General features: G+C 73.0%; 17 protein-coding genes. 12 read left to right on the forward strand and 5 right to left on the reverse strand.

The window, feature by feature from the left end; translation table 11 throughout:
- Positions 1-46: 46 nt before the first annotated feature.
- Together A5481_RS01835 and A5481_RS01840 are read right to left on the reverse strand one after the other, a co-directional pair.
- A complete protein-coding gene (locus tag A5481_RS01835; protein ID WP_245239002.1) occupies positions 47-580 on the reverse strand; it encodes a CAP domain-containing protein in 534 nt (177 codons plus the stop codon).
- Positions 577-3,267 carry a DUF3772 domain-containing protein gene (locus A5481_RS01840; RefSeq protein WP_048435460.1) on the reverse strand — a complete coding sequence of 897 codons (2,691 nt, stop codon included), beginning with the start codon at positions 3,265-3,267 and terminating at the stop codon, positions 577-579. The genes A5481_RS01835 and A5481_RS01840 overlap by 4 nt, the downstream gene beginning before the upstream one ends.
- A 611-nt stretch (positions 3,268-3,878) precedes the next feature.
- Between A5481_RS01840 and A5481_RS01845 the strand changes: the two genes are divergently transcribed.
- Positions 3,879-4,427: an HNH endonuclease gene (locus A5481_RS01845; protein WP_048431169.1), complete on the forward strand. Its 549-nt coding sequence runs from the start codon at positions 3,879-3,881 to the stop codon at positions 4,425-4,427.
- Between the two features lie 31 nt (positions 4,428-4,458).
- Here A5481_RS01845 and A5481_RS01850 read toward each other — a convergent pair whose 3' ends face one another.
- A complete protein-coding gene (locus tag A5481_RS01850; protein WP_048435446.1) occupies positions 4,459-5,520 on the reverse strand; it encodes an HD-GYP domain-containing protein in 1,062 nt (353 codons plus the stop codon).
- A 306-nt stretch (positions 5,521-5,826) separates the two neighbouring features.
- On the opposite strand from A5481_RS01850, the gene A5481_RS01855 reads away from it, so the two are divergent.
- From A5481_RS01855 to A5481_RS35880, 3 genes are all read left to right on the forward strand, one after another.
- Positions 5,827-7,503, forward strand: a complete 1,677-nt coding sequence (locus A5481_RS01855) for a methyl-accepting chemotaxis protein (RefSeq protein ID WP_048435445.1) — start codon at positions 5,827-5,829, stop codon at positions 7,501-7,503.
- Positions 7,504-7,799: 296 nt separating this feature from the next.
- Complete coding sequence (locus A5481_RS35875) at positions 7,800-9,740, forward strand: autotransporter-associated beta strand repeat-containing protein (RefSeq protein ID WP_053082470.1); 1,941 nt, start codon at positions 7,800-7,802, stop codon at positions 9,738-9,740.
- 38 nt (positions 9,741-9,778) lie between these two features.
- Positions 9,779-11,419 carry an autotransporter family protein gene (locus tag A5481_RS35880; protein ID WP_425339756.1) on the forward strand — a complete coding sequence of 547 codons (1,641 nt, stop codon included), beginning with the start codon at positions 9,779-9,781 and terminating at the stop codon, positions 11,417-11,419.
- Positions 11,420-11,538: 119 nt separating this feature from the next.
- Here the strand turns inward: A5481_RS35880 and A5481_RS01870 are convergent, their stop codons facing one another.
- A complete protein-coding gene (locus A5481_RS01870) occupies positions 11,539-11,736 on the reverse strand; it encodes a hypothetical protein (RefSeq protein ID WP_048435444.1) in 198 nt (65 codons plus the stop codon).
- Between the two features lie 400 nt (positions 11,737-12,136).
- Here A5481_RS01870 and A5481_RS01875 point away from each other — a divergent pair, with 400 nt between their 5' ends.
- From A5481_RS01875 to A5481_RS01890, 4 genes are all read left to right on the forward strand, one after another.
- Positions 12,137-13,510 (forward strand): MFS transporter, encoded by a 1,374-nt coding sequence (locus tag A5481_RS01875; RefSeq protein ID WP_082173269.1) that lies wholly within the window; start codon positions 12,137-12,139, stop codon positions 13,508-13,510.
- 181 nt (positions 13,511-13,691) lie between these two features.
- The gene (locus A5481_RS01880; RefSeq protein WP_048435443.1) at positions 13,692-15,344 is read left to right on the forward strand and encodes an OFA family MFS transporter; all 1,653 of its coding nucleotides are present in this window, start codon (positions 13,692-13,694) and stop codon (positions 15,342-15,344) included.
- 134 nt (positions 15,345-15,478) lie between these two features.
- The gene (locus tag A5481_RS01885) at positions 15,479-15,859 is read left to right on the forward strand and encodes a hypothetical protein (protein WP_245298614.1); all 381 of its coding nucleotides are present in this window, start codon (positions 15,479-15,481) and stop codon (positions 15,857-15,859) included.
- Positions 15,860-16,029: 170 nt separating this feature from the next.
- Positions 16,030-16,725 (forward strand): DUF4142 domain-containing protein, encoded by a 696-nt coding sequence (locus tag A5481_RS01890; protein WP_064503744.1) that lies wholly within the window; start codon positions 16,030-16,032, stop codon positions 16,723-16,725.
- A gap of 63 nt (positions 16,726-16,788) precedes the next feature.
- Here the strand turns inward: A5481_RS01890 and A5481_RS01895 are convergent, their stop codons facing one another.
- Entirely contained in the window at positions 16,789-17,394 is a 606-nt protein-coding gene (locus A5481_RS01895; protein ID WP_064503745.1) for a DUF4142 domain-containing protein, read from the reverse strand.
- A 298-nt stretch (positions 17,395-17,692) separates the two neighbouring features.
- Between A5481_RS01895 and A5481_RS33220 the strand changes: the two genes are divergently transcribed.
- The 4 genes from A5481_RS33220 to A5481_RS01910 all read left to right on the forward strand — a co-directional run bounded on the left by A5481_RS33220 (position 17,693) and on the right by A5481_RS01910 (position 20,053).
- Positions 17,693-17,863, forward strand: coding sequence for a hypothetical protein (locus A5481_RS33220; RefSeq protein WP_156655605.1), 171 nt, complete (start codon positions 17,693-17,695; stop codon positions 17,861-17,863).
- 85 nt (positions 17,864-17,948) lie between these two features.
- A complete protein-coding gene (locus A5481_RS01900; protein WP_064503746.1) occupies positions 17,949-18,467 on the forward strand; it encodes a Spy/CpxP family protein refolding chaperone in 519 nt (172 codons plus the stop codon).
- Positions 18,468-18,753: 286 nt separating this feature from the next.
- The gene (locus A5481_RS01905; RefSeq protein ID WP_053082559.1) at positions 18,754-19,080 is read left to right on the forward strand and encodes a hypothetical protein; all 327 of its coding nucleotides are present in this window, start codon (positions 18,754-18,756) and stop codon (positions 19,078-19,080) included.
- A 91-nt stretch (positions 19,081-19,171) separates the two neighbouring features.
- Positions 19,172-20,053, forward strand: coding sequence for a branched-chain amino acid aminotransferase (locus A5481_RS01910; RefSeq protein WP_048436533.1), 882 nt, complete (start codon positions 19,172-19,174; stop codon positions 20,051-20,053).
- Positions 20,054-20,108 lie beyond the last annotated feature (55 nt).

Below are 20,108 nucleotides of genomic sequence, written 5' to 3' on the forward strand. Positions count from 1 at the left end.
CCGGCATCCGCCGGTCGCCGCCCCCCTGGGATCCTCGATCCGTCCCCTACTTGGCCACCAGCAAAGCCCAGTACACCTTGTACTTAGACCCCGGCGCATAGGCCGTCGCGATCCCCATCCGGGTCGCCGTCGGATCGAGCATCACGGCGTTGTGGGGCGGGCTCTCGCGCCATCCCGAAAAGGCCTCCGCCAGCGTGTGGTAGCCGGCCGAGAGGTTGGCGGCGGGCTCCGGGTAGCCCATCCGGGCCGCGACCGTCTTGACGATGTCGGCCTGGCTCGGGCGGCCGGCGGCGGCCATGGCGGCGGTCTCGGTCTCGGCGAGGCGCTGGAGGCCGGGGTCGAGGGCGAGCGGCGGCAGACCCTTGTTGCGGCGGTAGGCGGCGATCATGTCGCGGGCGGCGTCGGCGTCGATCTGCGCGCCGCTCGCCGCCATCGGCCAGTACAGGCTCGGTCCCGCCGGGCCGAGCGCCGGCGCCCGCGTCGCCTCGGTCGCCGCGCAGGCGGCGAGGGAGAGCGGCAGAGCCAGGATCGCGACCCGCTTGACGGCGAGGCGCCTCAGCGCGGCGGGAGGGAGTGTCACGGCACGGTCTCGGGGGTTCGGCGGCGCTCGGCCTCGGGCTCGGGCCGGGCCTCGCCCGGGCTCTCGGGGCGGAAGGCGGCAGGATTGGTCATGCGGGCGATGTGCCCCATGGCGTCCTGCATCGCGTCCAGCCCCTGAACCGTGACGATGCTCGATCCGGGACCGAGATTGGGGATGAGCCCGCCTTCGGACAAGGTCTTGAACACCGCGAAGTTGAGATCGCTCTGCACTTTCGCCTGCGAACCGACGTCGGTGATCATCGCGACCAGCTCGAACTCGAGGAAGGGGTCGCCGATCTTGCGGAACACCACCCGGGGCGGCGGCTCCTTGAGCACGTCGGGATGGGCCTTGGCACAACCGGCGATCAGCTCGGCGGCGTGGACCGGGTCCTGGTTGCGCAGGACGCTCACCGTGATGGTGACCCGGCCGGTGCGGTCGCCCCGCACCCGGTTCTTCACCACGCCGGAGATCAGGTTCGAGTTCGGCACGATCACCGCCGAGCGGTCGAAGGTCTGGATCTCGGTCGAGCGCACGCTGATGCGGCGGACATAGCCCTCGTTGTCGCCGATCACCACGAGGTCGCCGACCCGGATCGGCCGCTCCCAGAGCAGCAGCAGGCCGGAGACGAAGTTGTTGACGATCGATTGCAGGCCGAAGCCGATACCGACCGACAGCGCGCCGGCCACGATGGTCAGCTTCTCCAGGCTCAGGCCCAGATACGAGAAGGCGAGCGCCAGGGTGAGCAGGAAGCCGACATAGCCGCTCACCGTCGAGATCGAGTTGCGCAGGCCCGGGTCGAGGTCGGTCGCCGGCAGGTAGGTGTTCTCGAGCCAGCGCTGCACCGCCTTGGTGATGACGAGGCCGAGCGTGAACAGCCCGATGGCCAGCGCGATCGTCGAGAGCGAGATCGTCACCCCGCCGACGGTGAAGCCGAAGAACGCCGCCTGGGCCCAGGCGAAGATGTCGGTCGAATCGACGCCCCAGGAGGCGAGCAGCAGCACGCCGGCGGCGGTGAGCAGCACCACCCGGACGAAGCCCGAGATCAGCACCGCGATCTGGTTGAGCGAGCGCTTGCGCAGGCCCGTATTGGCCTGCAGCGCCGTGGCGATGCGCGAATCGTCCTGGAGGGCCGAGCTCACCACGGCGTCGACGCTCGAGATCGCCAGGTAGAGGAGCGCCGCGGCGATCGCGGTCCACATCAGCTGGTCGATCAGGAACGACGACAGGGCGATGTAGCCGACGAGCGCCGAGACGCCGATCGCCGCCACCACGATCCAGCCGAGGATACGCAAGGGGCCGCCGATGCCGGCGGTGGCTTCGGTCGCGATGTAGGGGCCGAGGCAGGCCTCGTCGGTCTCGGCGCGCGCCGCGAACCGGCGCAGGCCCTCCGCGAGCACCACGGCGACCACCGCGGCGAACACCCCCTTGGTGACGATGGTGATCGGCAGGCTGACCGAGATGCCCTCGTTCAGCCCCTCGATGGTGCGGCCGACCGCGATCACCGACGCGATGGCGATGATCAGGCGGTTGAGCCGGTCGGCGGTGGCGTCGGTCATCGCGACGAGGCGCCAGGCCGGGCGGTCGGGCGAGAGCAGCGCGTCGGCCATCGCCTCGACCACCGCCACGAAGGCGAGCGAGGCGACGATGCGGTGGGCCGCCGGCAGGAGGCGCAGCGGCAGGAGCCCGGTGACGTCGAGGGTATAGCCGACGAGGAAGCTGCCGAGCACCGCCGGCACCGCGCCGACGAGGAAGACCCGCCAGGCCGCCAGCACCCGGGCGTAGCGGGTCGGCTGGGCGTCCGTCGACGAGCGGTGCCCGACCCGCGGGGCGATGTGCCGGCGCCCGATATAGAGCGCCACCGACACGCCGATCGCGAGCGCGAGCAGGAACAGGTTGAGCGGCGTGCCCCGGCGCTGGACCTGGGCCACGGACTCGTCGACCGAACTCTTGAGCGCCCGCAGATCGCGGTCGAGGTCGCTCGCCGCGCGCATCCACAGGTTCGGGCTCACCAGGCCGTCGGTGCGCTCGAACAGGGCGCGGGTGAAGGCGGCGCGGCGCCGGTTGCTGATCTGGTCGGTGATCTGCTCGCTCTGGACGAGCAGCGAGCGGGCGAGCCGCAGGGTGTCGTCGATCTCGGCGACGCCGGCCTCGCGCTGGGCCCGCTCCTGGGCCACGTCGGCGCCCTCGGGCTCCTTCGGCTTGGGCCCGAGCTGGGTCAGCCGCTCCTTGGCGGCGTCGAGCCGGGGCCCGAGCTGGTCGATGACCTGGCGCAGCCGGTCGGCCACCGCCGGGATGCCGTCGCGCAGGAGCGCGAGGTCGTCCTTGTTCAGCTCCCGGTGGGTGAGGGCCTGCTCGCGCTGGTCGAGGTCGGCCTTCTCGGCGTCGAGCTGGGCGCGGATCTGCTTGATCTGCTCGGAGATCGGGGTCTGCGGCGCGGGCTTGGCAGGTTCCTTGGCCGGTTCGGCCGCGGCGGGCTGGCCGGCGGCGGGCTGGGCACCGGATTTCGCGTCGGCCTTGGGGTCAGCCTTGGGATCGGCCTTCGCGTCGGCCTTCGCGTCGGCCTTGCCGGCGGGCGCCTGGGCGACGACCGCCCGCTCCGGCTTCGCCGCGTGTCCCTGCGCCGCCGCGAGCCCGGGGCTCAGAAGAGCGGCCGCCAGGGCGATCGTCCATCGGCGAAGCTGTCTCATGCGCATTCCTTCTCACCCGCGTGTCGAGCTGGTCTCCCGGCGGCCCGGCCCGGTCATGGCGGGAGGCCCGGCGCGGCGGCCGGCAATCCTCGCGACGGGGTCGGTTCGAGCCGTCTACCTAGGTCATCCGCCCGGACGGGGAAACCGCGGGCGGGGCACGAGGCCGGCGGCATCGCGGATCAATGGGGCGAAAATCGGTGCCGCATGCCCGCGGACCCCGCCGGAGACCTGTGGGCGACGGATTCGTGTGGGGCGTGACGAGACGCCCCGAACGGAAACCTTCACAACCCTGTCATGCTGCTATTAGACTAAGCCCCGATGGACACGGCCATTTCGCTCTGCTGCGGGAGGATCCCGGTGATCGTCCGCTCCCGGCAGCCCGGACGGCGCCCGGATCGCATCCCGGCCGCGCCCCACGGCGTCCGCTGCCCGAGCGGCCGTGGCGGGCATCCGCCATGTCCTCCTACGCTTCCTCCGACGCTTCCCCCCACTCTCCCCGACCGGCTCGGAGGATAGGCGATGGTCCCCATCTCCTCTCCTGGCGAGCAAAGCGAGGACCGGCACCGTGCCGGCCCCCCTCGCCGCGGTCGGCCCGTCGCCAGGGCAGGATGATGCTGGACCTTCAAACCCTCGTGCTCAACGCGGATTATCGGCCGCTCTCGTACAATCCGCTCTCGCTGTGGTCGTGGAAGGATGCGTTCACGGCCCTGTTCCTCGACCGCGTCACGCTCGTGGCGAGCTACGACGTCGAGGCGCGCTCGCCCAGCCGGTCGCTCCGGGTGCCGAGCGTGGTGGCGCTCAAGAGCTACGTGGCGATGGCGCGCAGCCCCGCCTTCACGCGCTACAACATCTACCTGCGCGACACGTTCTCGTGCCAGTATTGCGGCCTGCGGCTGCCGTCGGGCGGCCTGACCTTCGACCACGTGGTGCCGCGCTCCCGCGGCGGCCTGTCGAGCTGGGAGAACGTGGTCGCGGCCTGCAGCCCGTGCAACCTGCGCAAGGCCAACCGCACGCCCGAGGAGGCCGAGATGCCCCTCCTCAACGAGCCGCGCCGGCCGAGCCGGCACGAGCTGCACCGCCGCCAGCCGGAATTCGACCACCGCCAGTACCACCACACCTGGATCGACTACCTGTACTGGGACAGCGAGCTCGAGACCTGAGGCCGGGCGCGCCGGCCCGGGTCCGGCCTGCCTAACTCGCGACGCGCATCGCCTCGCCGAAGGAGGCGACGAGGCGCGCCTCCAGCTTGCCCTCCATGGCGGCGAGGATCGCCATCGCGTCGGCCATCGGCATCGGGGCCTTGTAGGGCCGGCGCTCGGTCAGCGCGGCGTAGATGTCGCAGATGGTGAGCAGGCGCACCATGTCGCCGATCTGCTCGCCGACGAGCCCGTCGGGATAGCCGGAGCCGTCGAGCATCTCGTGGTGGTGGCGGACCGCCGCGAGGGTCAGCGGGTCGCGCTCGCCGCCGGCGACCAGCACCTCGTGCCCGACGGCCGCATGGGTGCGCATCACCGCCATCTCGTCGGTGTCGAGGCGGCCGGGCTTGTTGAGGATCTCGAGCGGGATGCGGGCTTTGCCGACATCGTGGATCAGCGCGGCGCGCACGAAGCGGAACTGGTCCTCGTGGCGGAAGCCCAGATGCAGGGCGAATTGCGCGGCGAGGCCCGCCACCAGCAGGCAGTGCTGGTAGGTGGCGTCGTCGTGGGTCCAGACCGTGTCGAGCCAGCGGGCGAGGCCGCCCTCCTGGACCGCGGTCAGGATCGGGCCGAGACCGGCCTCGACGGTGCCCATGCGGATCGGCTGGCCGGCGCGGGCCTCGGCCAGGAGGCCGTTCAGGGCCTCGCCGGCCCGGGCCACGCCCAGGCTCACCGCCTTCTCGGGCCCGCCGGCGACGATCCCGACCTGGTTGGCGAGGGCCGCCGCGACAGTCTCGGGCGGCACGTAGGCCGGCATGCACACCGTCGCCCCGAGGGTCTTGGCGTGGCGCAGGGCATCCTGGTTCGCCTTGCGCAGCAGGCAGATGACGGGCAGGTTCCGGTCGGCGAAGCGGCGCTTCAGGGTGCGCAGGCAGTGGTCGGCTTCCGGGCGCGACAGCGTCAGGTCGGAGACCACCCCGGCCAGGGCCTGGCGGTTCCGCCACGTCTCCTCGGGGCCGACGACGTCGCAGATCCCGATTCCCCGCAGGGCGGCGCTGATGGCGGCGCTGCGGTCCGGTCTGTCGGTCACGAGGACGAAGGTCCTCTCGTCGGGCATCGCGTCCCTCCCGGTGGCCGCACGGCTTGGCTGCACTCACCGATTACAGCGCCACTCCCGAACAAATGCTTACGGCGAAGCGGAACCGGGGAGCGGCGACGATCGGCGGGACGTCGATGACCGTGCGTTATGGTCCTCGTAACCGTTACTCTGCATCATCGCCTCGTACCCGATCGATTGGGGGCATGGTCGACCCGGGACGCCTGACGGCGCCGGACGGCCGCCGCCCCCCGCACGATCGCCGCGACCCAGCCGCGCCCCGAGGATCGGGTGCGAGGGCGCATCCCCTCCCTCGCAAGGGCCACCATGTCGCTCAAGATCGCCGCCCGGATCCAGGCCCTGACCGGGGTCGCCCTCGTCGGGCTCGTCCTCATCCTCGGCCTCGCCGCCTACGACCTCAGCGGGGCCATCACCAACGCCCGGGCCCTGAAGACCAAGGACCTGGTGGATGCCGCCCACGGCGTGCTGACCCATTTCGAGGCCGAGGAGCGCGCCGGGCGGACGACCCGCGAGGCCGCCCAGAAGAACGCCGCCGCCGCGGTCTCCGCCATGCGCTACGGCACGGGCGAGTTCTTCTGGATCAACGACATGCAATCGCGCCTGATCGCGCATGCCGATCCCAAGCTGGTCGGCCGCGACGTCAGCGGCCTCGCCGAGCCGTCGGGCCGCAAGTTTTTCGCCGAGATGATGCGCAACGTCCAGGCGAAGGGCGCCGCCTTCGAGACCTACATGTGGTCGAAGATCGGCTCGGACGTGCCGGTCCAGAAGGTGTCCTACGCCCGCAGCTTCCAGCCCTGGGGCTGGGTCGTCGGCAGCGGCATCTACGCCGACGACACCGCGGCCCAGATCCACGCCACCCTGTGGAACCTCTTTGCCGGCGCCGCCCTGGTGGCGGTCCTCGTCGGCGCCGCCGCCACGCTGATCGGCCGCGGCATCGCCCGGCCGCTGGTCGGGCTGTCCGGCAGCATGGCGGCGCTCGCCGCCGGCCGTCTCGACGAGACGGTGCCGGCGCAGGCACGCCGCGACGAGATCGGCGCGATGGCCGGCGCCGTGCAGGTATTCAAGGAGAGCATGGTGCGCGCCCGCGCCCTCGAGGAGGAGACGGCGCTCGCTCGCGCCTCGGCCGAGGAGCAGCGCAAGGCCGGCATGCGCCAGATGGCCGACGCCTTCGAGCGGGCGGTCGGCGGCATCGTCGGCCAGGTCTCGTCGGCGGCCACCGAGCTGCAGACCACCGCCCGGGCCATGACGGCGACCGCGCAGGAGACCGCCGGCCAGTCGGGCGGCGTCGCCGCCGCCGCGGCGCAGGCCGCCGCCAATGTCGGCACCGTCGCGGTGGCGGCCGAGGAGCTCGGCGCGTCCGTGCAGGAGATCGGCCGCCAGGTCGACGGCTCGGCCCGCCTCGCCCGGAATGCGGTGTCCGAGGCCGGCGAGACCGCCGATCAGGTGCGGGCGCTGACCGAGGCGACCGCCCGCATCGGCGACGTCGTCGGGCTGATCTCGTCGATCGCCAGCCAGACCAACCTCCTGGCGCTGAACGCCACCATCGAGGCCGCCCGCGCCGGGGCGGCGGGGCGCGGCTTCGCGGTGGTGGCCGCCGAGGTCAAGGAACTCGCCGGACAGACCGCGAAGGCGACCGAGGAGATCACGAGCCAGATCGCCACGATCCAGTCCACCACGGCCCAGGCGGCCGGCGCGATCGGCAAGATCACCGCGCGGATCGAGGAGATCTCGGGCGTCGCGACCTCGATCGCCGCGGCCGTCGAGGAGCAGGGCGCGGCGACCCAGGAGATCGTCCGCAACGTCGCGCAAGCCGCCGCCGGCACCGACGAGGTCACTCACAACGTGGCCGCGGTGGCGAGCGCCGCCGAGCAGTCCGGCCTCTCGGCGGGCCAGGTCCTCTCGGCCTCCTCCGAGCTGTTGCGCCAGTCCGAGCATCTCGGCGCCGAGGTCCACCGCTTCCTCGCCACCGTCCGGGCGGCATAACGCCCGGCCGGCGGCGCCGTCCGGAGACGAACCGAGGGGCGCAGCTCCTGCCCGTCCCGCCCGGGACGGGGGGAGACCTGCGCCCTTCCTCCGGTCCCGGCCGGTCCGCCCCTCGCGCGGGCGCCGCGGCGGCGGTGCGGGCGGCCCGGCGCCGTCGGTCATCTCGGCACCCGTCCGCATCGTCAGGCACCGGCGCTTTATTTCCCGATATTTCCATCTCTCTCGCGTCATCACGGCTTCATACGGCCAAGCTAGGCGCCGCTCCCGAACAGACGAAAGAGTTCTGTGAGGGGCTGATGCAATCGAAACTCAACGTCGCGCTGCTGGCGGCGACGTGTCTCTTCCCGATCGAGATCGGGATTCCGGCCGCCCGGGCGCAGGGCGTGCCGACCTCGCCCCCGGTCGGCTTCGCCAACAGCACCTCGGTCAATCCGGGCACGGTGATGAACCGCGTGCTCGATTCCTATGCCGGGCTGCTCGCCGGCAATCCGGCGGCGCTGACGCAGAACTACCGGACCGTCGTCGCGATGACGCAGGCGCGGACCGACGCGCAGACCCTGGCGGCGATCCACGACGACCGCACGGGCCAGGCCTACAGCATCCTCAACGGCCTCGGGCCCCTGACCTCGGCCTATCTCACGGGAGCCGGCGCCTCGTTCACCGGGACGACGCCGACGAGCCTGACGCCGACCGCGTACGTCGCCACGACGCTCGCCGATTACGCGGCCAACATCCGCACGGGCAACGACGCCAGCGCCGGCGCGACGACCTTCGGCAACGGCACCGCGACGCCGCTCGCGGCGGCCGTCGACTTCATCAACACCATCGCGCGGGCCAACGCCTCGACCGAGCCGGCCAAGCGCATCTTCGCCCGCTACCAGGGCGACGCCCCCGCCATCAATCCGCTCGACGCCCGCTTCAACAACTACAGCGCGACGACGAACAGGACCGGCCTCTCGACCCGCGACACCGCGGCCCTGGTGGTGCCGGCCTACCTGTCGAACTTCCCCGTCCCGGCGGTCTACGGCACGGCGGAAAGATGGGTGCGCGGCTTCACGGTCACGCAAGCGATGATCGACGCCAATGGCGGCCGGCCGCTCACCGTGCCGAACGTCGGCACCTTCTCGGGCTCGACCTTCACGCCCGCGACCTTCTCGGTCGGCGACTACGTGCCGGGCATCGGCACCTCGCCGCGGCCCTACCGCGTCGCGACCGACGTCGCCGTGCCGGTTCTGCTGCGGCCGATCATCAACAGCACCAACCCCTACGCCGACGGCGCCTATCCGAGCGGCCACACCAACTCGGGCTACCTGCAGGCGCTTTCCACCGCCTTCCTGGTACCGCAGCGGGCCCAGCAGCTGCTGACCCGGGCCTCCGAGCTCGGCAACAACCGCATCCTCGCCGGCATGCACTCGCCCTTCGACGTGATGGGCGGCCGGATGGAATCGTCGGCGATCGTCGCCACCAACATCTACGGCGCGCTCTACGACGCGAACGGCAACCGGCTCGACTGGACCGACCCGGCCAACGCGACCGCCTACGGTGTCTACCAGGCCTACCGGCAGACCCAGTCGTATCTCGCCTCCGCCTGCGGCGCGGCGAGCGTGACGGCCTGCCTCAACGCGGCCTCCGGGGCCAACGACGCCTTCGCCAACGCGGCGCAGAACAAGGCGGACTACACCGCCCGCCTGACCTACGGCTTCCAGCCGAGCGGCACCGTCGCACCGATGACGGCCGCCGACGTGCCGCTCCAGGCGCAGGTGCTGCTGCTCACCCGCTTCCCCTACCTCACCGACGCGCAGCGGACCGAGGTGCTGGCGAGCACCGGCCTGCCCTCCGGCTACCCGGTGCTCGGCGGCAACACCTACGACGGCTGGGGCCGGCTGAACCTCTACGCGGCGAATGACGGCTACGGTGCCTTCACCCGCAACGTCACCGTGACGATGGACGCCGCCCAGGGCGGGTACTCGGCCTTCGATTCCTGGCGCAACGACATCGCGGGGTCGGGCTCGCTGACCAAGGCCGGCACCGGTACCCTGGTGCTGACCGGGACCAACACCTATGCCGGCGGCACCACGATCTCGGGCGGCACCCTCGTCGGCCACGCCCGGGCCTTCGGCTCCGGGGCGATCCGCACCGACGCGAGCCTCGTCCTCGACCAGGCGAGCGACGCCGGCCTGGCCAACGCCATCTCGGGCGCCGGCAGCCTGACCAAGCTCAATGCCGGCACCCTCTGACGCTCACGGGCCAGAGCAGCTTCACCGGCGCCACCGCGGTGCTCGGCGGCACCCTCGCGGTGGACGGCTCGCTCGCCGGCTCGGTCGTCACGGTCGGCCAGGGCGCCCGCCTCGGCGGTACCGGCACCGTCGGCGGTGTCGTGGCTCAGGCCGGGTCGACGGTCGCCCCCGGCGCCTCCATCGGCACCCTCACGGTCGCCGGCAACGCCGCCTTCGCCCAGGGCTCCACCTTCCAGGTCGAGGCCAATGCGAGCGGCCAGTCCGACCGCCTCTCGGCCACCGGCGCCGCCACCCTCCAGGGCGGCACCGTCCAGGTGCTGGCCGCGAACGGCACGTACAACCCCCGCACCGCCTACACCATCCTGTCGGCCAATGGCGGCGTCGCCGGCTCCTTCGCGGGCGTCTCCTCCAGTCTCGCCTTCCTCACCCCGACGCTGCGCTACCAGCCGACGCAAGTCGACCTCACCCTCACCCGCAACGACGTCGCCTTCGCCGCCGTCGCCCGGACCCGCAACCAGGCGGCCGTGGCGAATGCCGTCCAGGGCGCCGGCGCGGGGGCCGGCGTCTACGACCGCACGGTCGGCCTCACCACGCCCGAGGCGGTCGCCGCCTTCCAGGCGCTGACCGGCGACATCCACGCCAGCGCCGTCTCGGCCGCCTACGAGACCGCCTTCTTCGTGCGCGAGGCGATCCTCGACCGCCTGCGCTGGGCGGCCGACGGCACCCGCGACTACGGCTCCCTGCCCGCCACCTACACCGCCGACCTGCCCGGCCGCGCCGCCCCGGTCGCCCCGGTGCCGGTGCGGGTGCTCGATCCCCGCGTGTTCGGCCTGTGGGGCCAGGGCTTCGGCAGCGTCGGCCAGGCCCGGACCGACGGCAACGCGGTGACGCTCAACCGCGACACCGCCGGCTTCGTGCTCGGCGCCGATCTGCGGCTCGAGAGCGGGATCCGCCTCGGCGTCGCCGGGGGCTACACCCGCACCACCCTCGACGCACCCGGCCAGACCGCGGGCGGCACGATCGAGAGCGGGTTCGGCGGCGTCTACGGCGGCACCGAGGCCGGGCCGTTCGCCCTGCGGCTCGGCGCGGTGTACGCCGACAACAGCCTGCGGCTGCGCCGCTCGGTGGCGTTCCCCGGTTTCTCGGAGACCGAGAGCGCGCGCTACGGCGGATCGACGGTGCAGGGCTTCGGCGAGATCGGCTACCGGATCGCGCTGGGTGCGGGCGGGCCGGACCGGGCGACGCCGGTCTCGGTGTCGTACATCGAGCCGTTCGTGGGCGGCGCCTATGTCGGCATCGACCGCGACCGGTTCGCCGAGACCGGCGGGGTCGCGGCGCTGACGGGCGCCGCGCGGACCTCCGAGATCCCGACCCTGACGGCGGGTGTCCGTGGGCAGACCGAGGTGGATCCGGGCTTCGGGGCGCCGGTGTCGCTGCACGGGCTTCTGGGCTACCGGCGGGCGTTCGGGGACGTGGTCCCGACGGCGCTCCTGGCCTTCGGGACGGGCCCGAGCTTCGTGACGGCGGGGATCCCGATCACCCGGGACGCGCTGGTGGCGTCGGCGGGCATCGACCTGCGGATGTCGGCGGCGGCGACGATCGGGGTGTCGTATACCGGCCAGGTCGGCGCGCGGGCCGAGGACCACGCGGTGAAGGGCAGCTTCACCTACCGGTTCTGAGCCTGGGGCGAGTGATGTACGGGGGCGCGGCGCGAGCCGCGCCCTTCGTCGTTTGCGGGGTCGGCCCGGGTGATGGCGCGAGAGCCCTGCCCGCAGAGGGAGAGGGCCCAGGCGGGCGCTTACGCCGCCTGGAGAAGCGGTGCGGGACAGCGGGTCGGGGTGTCGGTCCCCTCGCCGTCCGCGCTCCACCGGCAGACCGGCCGGCCGGTCTCCGGATCGAGGGACCAGGTGGCGCGCAGGACCGTCCTGGGGACGGCGACGGGCGGGCGAACGGGAACGGCGCCCTTCGGCGCGAAGGGCAGGACGGTGAAGGTCATGGGGCACCTCTCGGGGGCGGCCGTCCGCGCGGCCGGTCCCGGAGGCGCGCCGTCAGGCGTCCCTGCGAGGAGCGGCCGGCGCGAACGGCGCGGGCGATCGACTGTGACTGTTGCTCGGCATGGGGTTGACGGTTCCTGGGTGAGCGTGGCGGGCCGCGAGGCGCGGGCCGGTCCACGACGGGCTCCATACGCCTGCGGCCGGACGTGTCAACGCGGCCCTGCGCCCCCCGCCTGCGACCGAATCGCCCCAGGATCTACGCCTTCATCTTCGCCTTCATCTTCGCCCTCATCTCCGCCCCCCGCGCAGGGCCGGGATGAGGCCGGCGGCAGGTGTCGCCCGCGCGGCTTTGCGGTACGGCTCCGGCGGATGCCTGAAGCGCGGCGTGGAGCGCGAGAACCGATGACGGGTGCGGCGAGGCCGGTGGCGGCGGAGGCGGCCGACGGCCTGCCGGGCCGGGAGAGGCTGTGGGCGATGCTGGCGATCGGCATCGCCATGTCGATGGCGGTGCTCGACGGGGCCATCGTCAACGTCGCCCTGCCGGTGATGGCCCGCGACCTGCAGGTCGGCCCGGGCGCCGCGATCTTCATCACCAACGGCTACCAGCTCGCGGTCACCGCCGCCCTGCTGCCGCTGGCCTCGCTCGGCGACATCCTCGGCTACAAGCGGGTCTACTGCACCGGGCTCGCCCTGTTCACCGCCGCATCGCTCGCCTGCGCGCTCGCCGGCTCGCTGCCGGTTCTGGTCGCGGCCCGCATCGTCCAGGGCCTGGGCGCGGCCGGGATCATGAGCGTCAACATCGCGCTCGTGCGCTTCGTCTATCCGCACCGGATGATCGGGCGCGGCGTCGGCACCATGGCGCTCATCGTGGCGATCGCCTCGGCGGCGGGCCCGAGCGTCGCGGCGGCGGTGCTGTCGGTGGCGAGCTGGCCGTGGCTGTTCCTGGTCAACGTGCCGCTCGGCCTCGCGGCGCTCACCCTCGCGACCCGGACGCTGCCGGTGACGCCGCGCAGCGGCGCCCGGTTCGACGCCCTGAGCGCGCTCCTCAACGCGCTGGTCTTCTGCCTGCTCATCACCGGCGTCGACGGGCTCGGCGAGCCGGAGCGCCGGGGCACGGCCCTCGTCCTCCTGGCCGCGGCCGGGCTCGTCGGCGCCGCCTTCGTGTGGATGCAGGCCCGGCTGCCGGCGCCGCTGCTGCCGATCGACCTCCTGCGCATCCCGGTCTTCGCGCTGTCGATGATGAGCTCGGTCTGCTCGTTCTCGGCCCAGATGATGGCCTACGTGGCGCTGCCGTTCTACTTCCAGGACGTTCTGCACCTCACCAGCACCCGGACCGGCCTGCTGATGACGCCCTGGCCGATCGCCATCGCGGTGATCGCCCCCTTCGCCGGGCGGCTGGCCGACCGCTACCCGCCGGGCCTGCTCGGCGGCATCGGCCTCGTCGCCCTGTCGGCCGGCCTCGCCCTGATGGCCTCCCTGCCGGCGGACCCGTCGCCGCTGGCGATCGCCTGGCGGCTGACCCTGTGCGGCCTCGGCTTCGGGCTGTTCCAGTCGCCCAACAACAAGGTGATCATCACCAGCGCGCCGCGCGAGCGCAGCGGCGGCGCCAGCGGCATGCAATCGACCGCGCGGCTGCTGGGCCAGTCCCTCGGCGCCGCGATGGTGGCGGTGATCTTCGGCACCCTGCACGCCCGCGGGACGACGACGGTGCTGTGGCTGGCGAGCGCGCTGGCGCTGACCGGCGCCGTGACGAGCGGGCTCCGGGTGCGGCGCTGAAAAATCGCGCCGGGAAGGTCTCGTCCCGGACGACGCAACGGAAATCCCGGCACTGCCACCCCGACGAAAGGATGATGGATCGACGTCCCGGCCCACCGCCCATCGACTACCCGGGATGAAAACCAACCCCTAAACGTAGCGACCGAATGGCCCGACACGGGGTCGGACCAGGAGGACGTTCATGGACGCCAGCGTCGTCAATCGCTCCCCGGGTGTCGTCGCACCCGGCCTCCTGACCCGCGAGCGCATCGTCGCCCGCGCCGGCTTCAACCGCTGGCTCGTCCCGCCGGCGGCGCTCGCCATCCACCTCTGCATCGGCATGTCGTACGGGCTGTCGGTGTTCTGGCTGCCGCTGTCGCGGGCGCTGAGCGTCGGCCAGGCGACGCCGGCCGCCTGCCCGGACATGGGGCTCGCGACCGCCCTCGTCACCACGACCTGCGACTGGCGCGTCAGCGACCTCGTCCTGGTCTTCTCCATCGGCATCGTGATGCTCGGCCTCTCCGCCGCCCTGTTCGGCGGCTGGCTCGAGCGGGCGGGCCCGCGCAAGGCCGGGCTCGTCGCGGCGCTGGCTTGGGGCGGCGGCTTCCTGATCGGGTCGCTCGGCGTCTATCTCCACCAGCTCTGGCTGGTCTGGCTCGGCATGGGGCTGATCGGCGGCATCGGGCTCGGCCTCGGCTACATCTCACCGGTCTCGACCCTGGTGAAGTGGTTCCCCGACCGGCGCGGCATGGCGACCGGCATGGCGATCATGGGCTTCGGCGGCGGCGCGATGATCGGCTCGCCGCTCGCCGACCTGCTCATCACCCACTTCAAGGGGCCGGGGCAGGCCGGCGTGTGGCAGACGCTCGCGATCATGGGCGCCGGCTACCTCGTCGTCATGCTCTGCGGCGCCTTCGGCTACCGCGTGCCGCCGGAGGGCTGGCAGCCGGAGGGCTGGACCTCGCCGGCCGCCCGCAACCGGATGATCACCAGCGGCCACGTCCACCTCTCGAACGCCCACAGGACACCGCAATTCTGGCTGCTCTGGGCGATGCTGTGCCTGAACGTCTCGGCCGGGATCGGCGTTCTGGCGCTCGCCTCGCCGATGCTGCAGGAGATCTTCGGCGGTGCGCTGATCGGCCGGCCGGAGGTCGGGTTCGGGCAGCTCGATGCCGGCCAGAAGGCGCAGGTCGCCGCGATCGCCGCCGGCTTCGTCGGGCTCCTGTCGCTGTTCAACATCCTCGGCCGGTTCTTCTGGGCGACGCTCTCCGACCGCATCGGCCGGAAGGTCACCTACGCGACCTTCTTCGCGCTCGGCTGCGTGCTCTACGGTGCGGCGCCCTGGGCGGCCGGCATCGGCTCGAAGGCGCTGTTCGTGCTGTTCTTCTGCGTGATCCTGTCGATGTATGGCGGCGGCTTCGCGACGATCCCCGCCTACCTCGCCGACGTGTTCGGCACCCGCTTCGTCGGCGCCATCCACGGCCGCCTGCTGACCGCCTGGTCGACCGCCGGCGTCGTCGGCCCCCTCGTCGTCACGGCGATCCGGCAGGCGCAGGTCGATGCGGGCGTCCAGGGCGCGGCGCTCTACAGCCGCACGCTCCTGATCCTCGCCGGCTTCCTGGCCCTCGGCTTCGTGGCGAACCTCCTGGTGCGCCCGCTCGCCGAGCGCTGGTTCATGACGCCGGCCGATATCGGCTCCGGCACGAGCGCGGCGTCGACAGCGCCGTCCGGCGCGTTCGGGATCGGCCGGGGCGGCCTGACGCCGGTGGCGCTCCTTGCCTGGGCGGCGGTCGGCCTGCCGATCCTGTGGGGGGTATGGATCACCCTGGCGAAGGCCCTGATCCTGTTCCGGTGACGAACCGGCGCCCCCGCGCGGATCGCGTGCGGGGGCGCGAGACCCTGGAGACGGGGACGCGGATTGCGCTACACGCTGCAGGCTTGTCCCGTCGCGGCCGCGCCCGAGCGCGGCCCGCCAGCGCCGAAAGCCGCATGCCGCACCCGACCGTGACCGACGCCCCCGCCTCCGCCCGCACCCGCCGCGACTGGCCCGGGCTGTTCCTGCGCGCCGTCCTCTCGCTGTTCCTCGGCCTGCCGCTCGGCGGCGTGCTCTTCGCCCTCACCGGCCTCGGGCTCGCGGTGGCCGGCGACGACCCGCTGCTGCAGCATCCCTGGCTCCTCGCCTTCCGCACCCTGGCGGCGGCCGTCAGCTACGTCTTCCTCGGCGGCTTCGCCTGGACGCCGGAGGGCGGCTACGAGAGCCTGCACGCCTGGTACGCCGCCGGCGTGGTGCTGGCCTTCCTGCTCATGAGCCGGCCGTGGCGGCGCTGGACGCGCAAGCCCCGGGCCGAAGCCTGGCCGCGGCGGGCCTGATCGGCGCCCACCGAGGGCATCGCCCGAGGCGGGCGCCGCTGCGCGATATTGCCGCGGTTGTGGCCCGGGAAGGCGGCGGAGCGGAACGTCCGCCGGACGAGAAATTTACTCCCCCGGAGCATCCGGGCCGATGAGCGCCGGGATGCGCGCCCTCACCGGAGCCCCATCTCATGCATCGTCGCGACGTCCTGGTCAGCATGCTCTCCGCCACCGCGGCCCTCGCGGTCACCCGCACCGCGGTCGCCCAGCCGGTTCCGGCCGGCGCGGTCCCGACGCCCGCTTACCTGGCGATGGCCACCAAGGGCGGCCTCTTCCTCGAGAACACCGCGCGCGACGCCTACGCGAAGACCGGGAATCCGCGGGTCAGGCGGTTCGCGCGGGCCGAGGTGACCGAGCAGGTCAACCTCGCCGACAAGATCGGTGCCGTCACCGGCGGCAACGTCGCGGTGCCGGTCGGCGGCGGCCGGCCCGAGCCCGGGGGGCTCGTCGGCGGCCTCGTCGCGGCACCGCTCGCGGTCGCGGGCGGCGTGGCCGGCGCGGCGGCCGGGACCGTCGGCGGCGTGCTCGGCGTCCCGGGCGGCGGGCCCTCGGGAGGCATGCCCGGCGGCATGACCACGGACGAGCAGAAGGCGCAGATCCAGGCGCAGCTCTCGGGCCTGCAGGGCGGTCCGCAATACGACGCCGCCTTCGTCAACGCCTCGCTCCAGGGCCACCGCGAGGCCCTGATGATCCACGGCTCCTACGCCCAGGGCGGCGAGGACCCGGCCCTGCGCCGCATCGCCCGGGGGGCGATCCCGCTGATCCGGCTGCACATCTCGCAGCTCTCCCAGATGCAGCGGATGATGGGCGGGGCCGCCGAGGGCTGAACGGTCCCGGGACAGGAACACTGCCGGCGCCCCCGGACGACACCGTCCGGGGCCGTTTCTTCGTCAGTCCTTCAGGTCCTTCTCGATGTCGGCGAGCAGCGCCAGGTGCTCGCGGATCTGGCCGCAGGCGAGCTTGGTCACGCCGAGCGTCTCCCGGTCCTTGCCGGTGGCGAGGTAGGCCTCCTGGATCTTCAGGAGCGCCTGGTGGCCCTCGATCTGCCCGCGGACGTATTCGCGGTCGAAGGCCTTGCCGGACTTGGCCTGTTCGAGCTTGTCCAGCATCGCCTTGCCCTTCGGGTCGAGCTGGCCGGTGACCTCGGGCTCGGCCGGCGGCTTCACCTGGCCGGAGGCGGCCTGGGCGGGGTCGCGCATCGCCTTGAGCACGTCGGCGATGGTCTCCTGCTCGGCGACCTCGAAGCCGGCGAACTGCTTCACGTCGTCGTCGGAGGCCTTCTGCAGCGCGACGCGGCTTGCCGCCAGGGAGGCCGCGCCGGCCGCCAGGGTGTCGGCGGCGTGCTTGGCCTCGGCCTCGCCCATCCGGGCGCCGGTATTGCCGGTGGCTGCGGCGGTCGGTCCGCCCTGTTGCTGCTGCTGCGCGAAGGCCGCCGTGACGAGGGAGGGAATCGCCACGGCCGAGGCGATGGCGGTCAGTGCGAGACGACGATGCATGGGAATACCTGACTGTCGACGGGTGAGCGGCACCGGGCGGAGGGCCGCGCCGTGCGGGGCGCCCGGGATCCAAGCGCTAACGACATCGCGAAAGACGCGGTTTCAGCGTTGCCTTTCGGAAATCGCGCCCCGCGGCGCCGGCACCGCCCCACTCCGATCGCGCCCTGGCCTTACGCCCATCGTCGAGGTTCCGCCGATCGCCGCGAGCGTGTCGTCTCACGGGGTCGACGTCCGGCCGGCGGGGGGCCGGCGGACGGGGACCAGGTCTCGGATCACGCGCGAATCACGGGGGGCGGCGATGACCACGATCTTCTTCGGAGAGTTCCGCCCGGGCCCGAGCGCGACCGGCCAGGGCGCCGTCGGCCGGGGCACCGCCGAAGCGGGCATCGTCCTGCCGGTCGCTCCCGTCAGCTGCTCCGCGATCGTCGTCTGCCACCTCGCCGGGCGGCGCCGGATGACGAAACCGTAATCCTCCGGTGAGGCCCGGGCCATCCGGCCCGGCGCATCCTGCAACCTCGGCGGTCCGGCTGGCGGCCCGCGCGAGGATCCGTGTCATGCAGCGTCGTCTCACCATCGGGGGCCTGGCGGGGGTCCTGAGCCTTGGACTGCTCGGCGGCGCGCAGGCGCAGGCGCCGGACGGGGCGCGGCCGATCCAGGTCGCGCATGCGGGCGGGCCGGAGGGCCGGCCCCGCCTCAGCGCCGAGGACGCCCAGGCCTTCGCCGATGCGCGGGTCGCGGCCCTGCATGCCGGCCTGAAGCTGACACCCGACCAGGAGAAGCTGTGGCCGCCGGTCGAGGAGGCGATGCGCAACCTCGCCAAGGTCCGGCGCGACCAGCGCGAGGCCCGGCGCGACCGCGATCCCGTGGCCGAGACCGCCCCGGACGCGATCCGGGCCCGGGCCGACGCCCTGACGACGCGGGCGGACGCCCTGCGCAAGCTCGCCGACGCCTCCCAGCCGCTCTACGCCACGCTCGACGCGGCCCAGAAGCAGCGCGCCGCGATGCTGACCCGGCCGATGGGCGGGCATCGCGGGCATCCGGGGCGGCACGGCGGGCGCCATCGCGACGACTGATCCCCTCCCCTAGCCCCCTCCCCCTCCGATCACCGCCGCCCCGGCTCCGCCGCGGGCGGCGGAGCCGCATCCGCGCGGGCGCAACAATCGGCGCAATCCGCACGCAATCCAGCCATGCGATACCGGACGGTACGGGAAAGCTCGGCCGGATTTGCGAGGCCGGCCGGGTCCCCCGCACGGGCCGTCGCAGCTACGGCTCCACGGGGGGCCGGCGACCCGGACCGGAGAGCAGCCACCGCCGATCGGCGGCCAGGGATCGATCGGGCGGCAAGAGCGGGAGAGGCAGATGGACAACGTCATCCGTCCGGATTTCCAGCGCGCGGCCAAGGCCCGGGGCGGCGAACGGAAGGCATCCTGCACCGCTCCGGCCGCGCAATACGTCAAGACCTACGGCGAGGTCGGCCACCATGCCGTGTCGCTGGTGCGGGACCGCTCGAGCCCGCAGGGCGACGTCTACAAGGTCATGATCGACACGCCCGGCGGACAGATCGGCCCGGTCGGGGTCGAGCCGGCGACCGCCGACGGGATGTTCGACGTCGACCTCGTCGGCGTCGCGGTGGTCCGCACCCTCGAGCTGATGGCGCAGCGCTCCGGCGACTTCGACGTCGCCTGAGCCACGCGCGCCCCGCCCGACGATCACCCCGCATGGACAGGCGGCGGCGCGCCGCGCCATCATGCGGGAATCGACGGGCGGGATGCGAGCGATGGCCGAGACCAAGACGGCTGGGACGAAGACGGTCGAAGAGACCTGGACCTATTTCGAGGGCGCCTGGCACCCCGGGAACGTGCGGATGATGGGGCCGCGCACCCATGCCGCCTGGCTCGCCTCGACGGTGTTCGACGGCGCCCGGGCCTTCGAGGGGGTGACGCCGGACCTCGACCTCCACCTCGCCCGGATCAACCGCTCGGCCGCGGCCTTCGGCCTCGAGCCGGTGGTGGCGCAGGCGACCTGGGCCGAGCTGGTGCGCGACGGGCTGACGCGCTTCGCGCCCGATGCCGCGCTCTACATCCGGCCAATGTACTGGGCCGAAGGGGGGCTCGGCGGCGCGGTGCGGCTCGATCCGGCCTCGACCGCCTGGTGCCTGTGCCTCTACGAGGCGCCGATGCCGCCGCCGACCGGCTTCACCGCCACCCTGTCGCCGTTCCGGCGCCCGACCCCGGACGCCGCGCCCCTCGACGCCAAGGCGGGCTGCCTCTACCCCAACAGCTCGCGGGCGATCGCGGAGGCCGCCTCGCGCGGCTTCGGCAACGCGCTGATGCGCGACGCGCTCGGCAACGTCGCCGAGTTCGCCACCGCCAACGTGCTGATGGCCCGCGACGGCGTGGTCCACACGCCGGTGCCGAACGGCACCTTCCTCGCCGGCATCACCCGCGGCCGGGTGATCGCGCTCCTGCGCGGCGCCGGGATCACGGTCGTCGAGAGGACCCTGACCGTCGACGACCTGATGGGTGCCGACGAGGTGTTCTCGGTCGGCAACTTCGCCAAGGTCGTGCCGGTGACGGCCCTCGACGAGCGGACCTTCGCCCCCGGGCCGATGTTCCGGAAGGCGCGCGAGCTGTACTGGGCCTTCGCGCACGGGGGCTGACGGGCCGCTTCGTCCCGCACGGGCCCTTGCTCCCCCGCCCCGCCCTTGAGACAAG

Source organism: Methylobacterium platani (genome assembly GCF_001653715.1).
Lineage (GTDB): Bacteria > Pseudomonadota > Alphaproteobacteria > Rhizobiales > Beijerinckiaceae > Methylobacterium > Methylobacterium platani.